Origin of the sequence: Caulobacter segnis (genome assembly GCF_003243465.1) — a bacterium.
Classification (GTDB): domain Bacteria; phylum Pseudomonadota; class Alphaproteobacteria; order Caulobacterales; family Caulobacteraceae; genus Caulobacter; species Caulobacter segnis_A.
Window position 1 is genome coordinate 1 of the sequence record NZ_QFQZ01000135.1, and the last position, 6,179, is coordinate 6,179.

Consider the following 6,179-nt stretch of genomic DNA (forward strand, 5'->3'; position numbering starts at 1 on the left):
GCGCTGCTGGCCGCCGGCGAGCGCCGCGCCGCCGTCGCCTACGAGGCCAGCCGCAAGGGCTACGCCGCGGGCCTGACCGACCTGACCACGGCCCTGCAGGCCGAGCAGTCCTGGCGCGGGGCCCGCACGGCCCTGACCGGGGCCCAGACCCAGGCGCTGCAACGCGCCGTCCAGACCTACAAGGCGCTCGGCGGCGGCTGGACGCCCGCTAGCGTCCCCCAGAAGCCTTCCGCGCAATGAGACCCGCCCCGATGACGACCCGCTCCCTGCTCGCCACCGCCCTGGTCAGCGCCGCCCTCGTCGGCGTCGGCGGAGGCCTCTCCGCCTGCGGCAAGAAGACCGAGACCGAGGCCGCCAAGCCGGCGGGGGCGCAACAGGCCCGCGCCGTCTCGATCACCCGGGTCGAAACCCGGTCGCTCGGCGGCGGCTTCAAGGCCTCGGGCCAGCTGATCCCACGCGAGGAGGCCGCCGTCGGCTCGGAACTCTCCGGCTACCGCGTCGCCCAGGTCTTCGTCGAGGAAGGCGCCTGGGTGAAGGCCGGCCAGCCGCTGGCCCAGCTGGACAACACCCTGCTGCGCGCCCAGATCGCCCAGCAGGCGGCCGTCGCCGCCCAGGCCGAGGCGGAAGCCAAGCGCGTCACCGGCCTCGACGGCCAGGGGATCCTCTCCCAGGAGCAGATCGAGAGCCGCCGCTATACGGCCAAGGCCCAGACCGCCGCCCTGGCCGAGCTGCAGACCCGCGACCGCCGCATGACCATCACCGCGCCGGTCTCCGGCCGGGTGCTGGAACGCACGGTGCGTCCCGGCGACGTCGCCGGCGGCAGCACGCCCTGGTTCCGCATCGCCCGCGACGGCCTCGTCGAGCTGAACGCCGAGGTGGGCGAGGCCGACCTCGCCAATGTCCGCGTCGGCCAGCCGGTCCAGGTCACCGCGCCCGGCGGCGCGACTGTCTCGGGCAAGGTTCGCATCGTCAGCCCACTGATCGACTCCAGCACCCGCCTCGGTCGCGTGCGCGTGCAACTGCCCTTGAACGAGGCCCTGCGCGCCGGCGGCATGGCCAGCGCCGCGTTCGGCGCCTCGGGCGTCCAGGTCGCCGCCGTGCCCGAGGCCGCCCTGCGTCTTGACGCCGAAGGCGCCTCGCTGATGACGGTCGACGCGAACAACATCGCGCGCCAGATCCCGGTCAAGACCGGGGCCCGGGCCGGCGGCTGGGTGCAACTGCTGGACGGCCCGGCGGTCGGCACGCGGGTGCTGCTGGGCGGCTCGGCCTTCACGCTTGACGGCGACAAGGTCAAGCCGATCGAAAAGGCGGCCCGCTAATGTCGCAGATCCGCGTCTCCGCCTGGGCGATCAAGAACCCGATCCCGATCGCGGTCCTGTTCATCGCCCTGATGCTGGGCGGCATCGCCAGCTATTTCATGCTGCCGATCAAGCAGTTCCCGAACATCTCGTTCCCGATGGTCGTGGTCACCGTCACCCAGAGCGGCGCGGCCGCCGGCGAGATGGAGACCCAGATCACCCGTCCGGTCGAGGACGCGGTGGCCAGCCTGTCGAACGTCAAGAGCATCCGCTCGACCGTCGTGCAGGGCGCGTCCACCACCCAGATCGAATTCGAGATGGGCATGGACCTGCAGAAGGCCGTCGACGACGTCCGTTCCAAGGTCGACCAGACCCGCGCCGAGCTGCCGCGCGAGATCGACGAGCCGATCGTCCAGCGGATCGAACTCGACTCCCTGCCGATCAACACCTACGCGGTCTCGGCCCCGAACATGTCGATGACGGACCTGTCCTGGTTCGTCGACGACACCATCGCCCGCGCCCTGCAGGGCGAAAAGGGCGTAGCCCAGGTGGCGCGCGTGGGCGGCGTCGACCGCGAGATCAACATCGTGATCGACCCCGAGCGCATGGCCGCCGCCGGCGTCACCGCTCCCCAGCTCAGCAGCGCCCTGGCCCAGTTCAGCCAGGACGTCCCGGGCGGCCGCGCCATCGTCGGCGCGCGCGAGCAGACCGTCCGCGTGCTGGCCGCCGCCCATACGGCCGAGGACCTGCGCGCCCTGACCATTCCGGTGGCCGGCGGCCGCTATGTGAAGCTGACCGACGTCGCCCAGGTCGGCGACGGCGCGGCCGAGCCCCGGGCGTTCGCCCGCCTCGACGGACGGCCGGTCGTGGCCTTCCAGGTCAGCAAGACCAAGGAGTCCAGCGACGTCCAGGTCGAGGACCGCGTCAATCTCGCCATCAAGAAGCTGGAAGCCGCCCATCCCGGCGTGACCTTCACCAAGATCTACTCGGTCGTCGACGACACCCGCGCCAGCTTCGACGCCACGGTGCGCACCCTGGTCGAGGGCATGATCCTGGCCGCGATCGTGGTGCTGCTGTTCCTGCGCGAATGGCGCGCGACCCTGATCACCGCCATCGCCATGCCGATGTCGCTGGTGCCGACCTTCATCTTCATGGCGATCATGGGCTTCTCGCTCAACGTCGTGACGCTGCTGGGCCTGACCCTGGTGATCGGCATTCTTGTCGACGACGCCATCGTCGAGATCGAGAACATCGAAAAGCGCGTGGCCGCCGGCCAGCGTCCCTACGAGGCGGCCATCGTCGGCGCCGACGCGATCGGCCTGGCTGTCGTGGCCACCACCTTCACCATCGTCGCGGTGTTCGCCCCCGTGGCCTTCATGCCCGGCATTCCCGGCCAGTTCTTCCGCGAGTTCGGCCTGACGGTCGCCGTGGCGGTGCTGTTCTCGCTGGTCGTGGCCCGCCTGCTGACCCCGCTGCTGGCCGCCTACTTCCTCAAGCCCGTGGCCCACGCCAAGCCGCGCAAGCCGTTCGAGGGCTCCTACCGCAAGGCGCTGGACTGGGCGCTGGACCACCGGATCGTCAGCTGCCTGATCGGCGTGGCGATCTTCATCGGCTCGGTCGCCCTGTCGGCCGGCCTGCCCACCGGTTTCCAGCCGCCGGCCAACAACAACTACTACTACATGAAGGTGCAGGGCCCGCCTGGCGCCACCGCCGCAGACATGGACCGGGCGGTCGGCCAAATCACCAGGCTGTTCGCCGCCCGCCCCGAGACCGCTCACGTCTTCGCCCAGATCGGCTCGCAGGTGGCGGGCATGGGTCCCGGCGGCGGCGGCGGCGGCTCGGACCTGCGTGACGGCACGATCACCGTGGTGCTGCACGACAAGCGCGAGCTGCGGGTCACCGAGATCCGCGCCCTGATGCGCGACAAGCTGCTGGACCTGCCCGACGTTCGCCTGAATCTGCTCAGCGACGACGGCGCCGCCGAGGTCCAGACCATCCTGACCAGCGACGACGGCGACGCCCTGGAGCGCGCGGCCCTGACGCTGGAGCGGCAGATGCGTGGCGTGGCCAGCATCGCCGATCCGCGCCCGGCCACCCCGCCCAGCGGGCCGGAGATCGTGATCCGGCCGCTGCCCGACGAGGCCGCGCGGCTGGGCGTCTCGACCGCCGACATCGCCGCCGTGGCCCGTATCGCCACGGTCGGCGACATCGACGCCAACGTCGCCAAGCTGACCGACGGCGAGCGCCGCCTGCCGATCCGGGTGCGCCTGCCGGACACGTCCCGCGCCAATCTCGACGAGATCAAGGCCCTGCGCGTGCCCACGGCCTCCGGTGGCTTCACGCGCCTGGACACCGTCGCCGAGGTCGCCTTCCAGGCCGGTCCGGCCAAGATCGAGCGCTACGCCCGCAAGCGCCAGCTGACGGTCGAGGCCGACCTCGCCCCCGGCGTGGTGCTGGGCACGGCGACCAAAGACATCGACGCCCTGCCGGTGATGAAAAACCCGCCCAAGGGCGTGGCCAAGGCCACCGCCGGCACGGAAGAAGCCATGGGCGAGCTGTTCGGCGGCTTCGCCATCGCGCTCGGCTCGGCGGTGTTCCTGGTGTTTGGCGTCATGGCCCTGCTGTTCGGCAGCTTCTTCAAGCCGATCACCATCATGTCGGCCCTGCCGCTGGCGATCGGCGGCGCGTTCATCGGCCTGCTGGCCTTCGGCATGAGCCTGTCGATCCCCTCGATGATTGGCTTCCTGATGCTGATGGGTCTGGCGGCCAAGAACTCGATCCTGCTGGTCGAGTACGTGATCGAGGAAGAGCGCCAGGGCGTTCCGCAGCGCCAGGCGATCCTGGACGCCTGCCGCGAGCGAGCCCGGCCGATCATCATGACCACCCTGGCGATGATGGCCGGGATGCTGCCGACGGCGCTCGGCCTGGGCAAGGGCTCGGAGTTCCGCCAGCCGATGGCCGTCGCCGTGATCGGCGGACTGATCACCTCGACCGTGCTGTCGCTGGTGCTGGTGCCGGTGGTCTATGAGATCATCGACGACTTCGAGAAGTGGCTGAAGCCCAAGCTGGCGCGGTTCGTCACGCCCAAGGACGCGCCGGGCGAGGAGGTTCGGGACAACGCATGATCGTCCGCGCCTACCGTCCCGGCGACGCCCAGGCTGTCATCGACGTGATCCTGCCGATCCAGCGCGAGGAATTCGGCTTTTCGATCACCGCCGAGGACCAGCCGGACCTGGCCGACATCCCCGGCTGGTACCAGACCGGCGCCGGCCAGTTCTGGCTGGCCGAGCAGGACGGCCGGGCGGTCGGGACGATCGCGCTGAAGGACATCGGCGGGGACGCGGTCGCGCTCCGCAAGATGTTCGTCCGTCCCGAGGGACGCGGCGCGGCGGGGGCGGCCGCCGCCTTGCTGGCGACGGCGCTGGAGCACGCGCGCACCCACGGCGTCGGCGAGGTCTGGCTCGGCACCACGGAGCGCTTCCAGGCCGCGCACCGGTTCTATGAAAAGAATGGCTTCACCCAGGTCGCGGCCGATGACCTGCCCGCCGCCTTCCCGCGCATGGCGGTCGACACCCGGTTCTATCGGCTGGCCCTTTAGCCCCTCGCTCAGTCCCGGCGGGGGGCGTAGCTGAGCCGGCACACCGTCCAGCCGTCCTCGCGGGCCATTTCGAAGCGCCCGCCCAGTTGCTGGGCCATGGCCCGGACGATGCGCAGGCCAAGGCTCTTGGACCGGGCCGGATCGAACCCCGTCGGCGGCGCCGCGCCATCGTTGGCGACGCTGAGGACGTGGGTCAGGCCGCCCTGATCGAGGCTCACCCGCACCCGCCCCTCCCCGCCATCGCCGAAGCCATGCTCTAGGGCGTTGTTGAAACTCTCCAGCATGACCAGGGTCACGGGGGTGGCCTGGTCCGGGTGAAGAGGCTCGTCGCCGCCTTCCAGGGTCAGGTTCACCCGCGCCCCGGCCGCGGCGGCGGCGCTGGCCAGCAGGGCCTCGGCGAAGACGCGGAAGGGCGCGGGCTCGCCGACGGCGTTGTGGAGCTCGCGCTGGATCTTGGCGATCACTTCGATCCGCGCGCCGGCCTGATCCAGCACGTGGCGGGCGTCGGCGTCCATCACGCCCTGGCCCTGCAACCGCAGCAGCGCGCCGGCGACCTGCAGGTTGTTGCTCACCCGGTGATGGAGTTCGCGATACAGCAGGTCCCGGCTCTCGGCCAGCGCCCGATAGCGCTCTCGCTCGCCGCGCAACTGGTCCAGGGCCTGCCGCATGCCATCGATGAAGAAGATGTCGACCGCGACGACAAAGACGTAGAAGCCCAGGGCCAGCGCCACCGGAAAACCGAAGTTGAACACGCGCGCCGGCGGGATGAAGAAGTACCAGGCCGCCAGGCCGCACAGCGTCGCGCACAGGATCGCCGGCCTCAGCCCCAGGAAATAGGCGCAGACCACGACAGCCGGGAAGAAGGTCAGATAGGGAAAGCCGGGCGGAAAAAAGCCGTCGAGGCCCAATCTCAAAAGAAAACCCAGGCCCGCGATCAGAATGGCCAGGCCATAGCGCGCCGCTGGATTAGCCTTGATCTTTCCGCGCAAGTCCAAGTGCTTCTCCCCCGTTCCGGGATTTGCTCGCTTTTTCCGGGGAGGGCGTCAAGCGGCTACCCGACATAGCGGGGTGTTGGATCGCTCTCCATGGGGAGAAGGCTGGGAGGGGGAGGCGCCAAGCCCTCACCGACAAAGCAAAAGGCCCCGGAGATTGCTCTCCGGGGCCTTCGCTTAGATCAGTTCAGCTGTCGCTGAGGATCGATCGATTACTCGACGATCTTCGAGACGACGCCGGCGCCGACGGTGCGGCCGCCTTCGCGGATGGCGAAGCGCAGCTTTTCTTCC

Annotated in this window: 5 protein-coding genes and 1 pseudogene; 4 read left to right on the forward strand and 2 right to left on the reverse strand. The window is 70.2% G+C overall.

Going from position 1 to position 6,179, the window contains the following annotated elements:
- From DI526_RS22815 to DI526_RS22830, 4 genes and pseudogenes are all read left to right on the forward strand, one after another.
- A pseudogene (locus DI526_RS22815) lies at positions 1–240 on the forward strand (TolC family protein); the annotation flags it as partial.
- Positions 241–251: 11 nt separating this feature from the next.
- Positions 252–1,319, forward strand: coding sequence for an efflux RND transporter periplasmic adaptor subunit (locus tag DI526_RS22820; RefSeq protein ID WP_304283162.1), 1,068 nt, complete (start codon positions 252–254; stop codon positions 1,317–1,319).
- Positions 1,319–4,423: an efflux RND transporter permease subunit gene (locus tag DI526_RS22825; protein WP_304283165.1), complete on the forward strand. Its 3,105-nt coding sequence runs from the start codon at positions 1,319–1,321 to the stop codon at positions 4,421–4,423. Before DI526_RS22820 ends, DI526_RS22825 begins: the two co-directional genes overlap by 1 nt.
- Positions 4,420–4,896, forward strand: a complete 477-nt coding sequence (locus DI526_RS22830) for a GNAT family N-acetyltransferase (protein WP_304283166.1) — start codon at positions 4,420–4,422, stop codon at positions 4,894–4,896. Before DI526_RS22825 ends, DI526_RS22830 begins: the two co-directional genes overlap by 4 nt.
- Positions 4,897–4,904: 8 nt before the next feature.
- Here the strand turns inward: DI526_RS22830 and DI526_RS22835 are convergent, their stop codons facing one another.
- On the reverse strand, positions 4,905–5,885 hold the full coding sequence (locus DI526_RS22835; RefSeq protein WP_304283167.1) for a sensor histidine kinase: 981 nt from the start codon (positions 5,883–5,885) through the stop codon (positions 4,905–4,907).
- Positions 5,886–6,100: 215 nt separating this feature from the next.
- On the reverse strand, positions 6,101–6,179 hold a 79-nt coding region (locus DI526_RS22840), incomplete at its 5' end, for a hypothetical protein (RefSeq protein WP_304282668.1).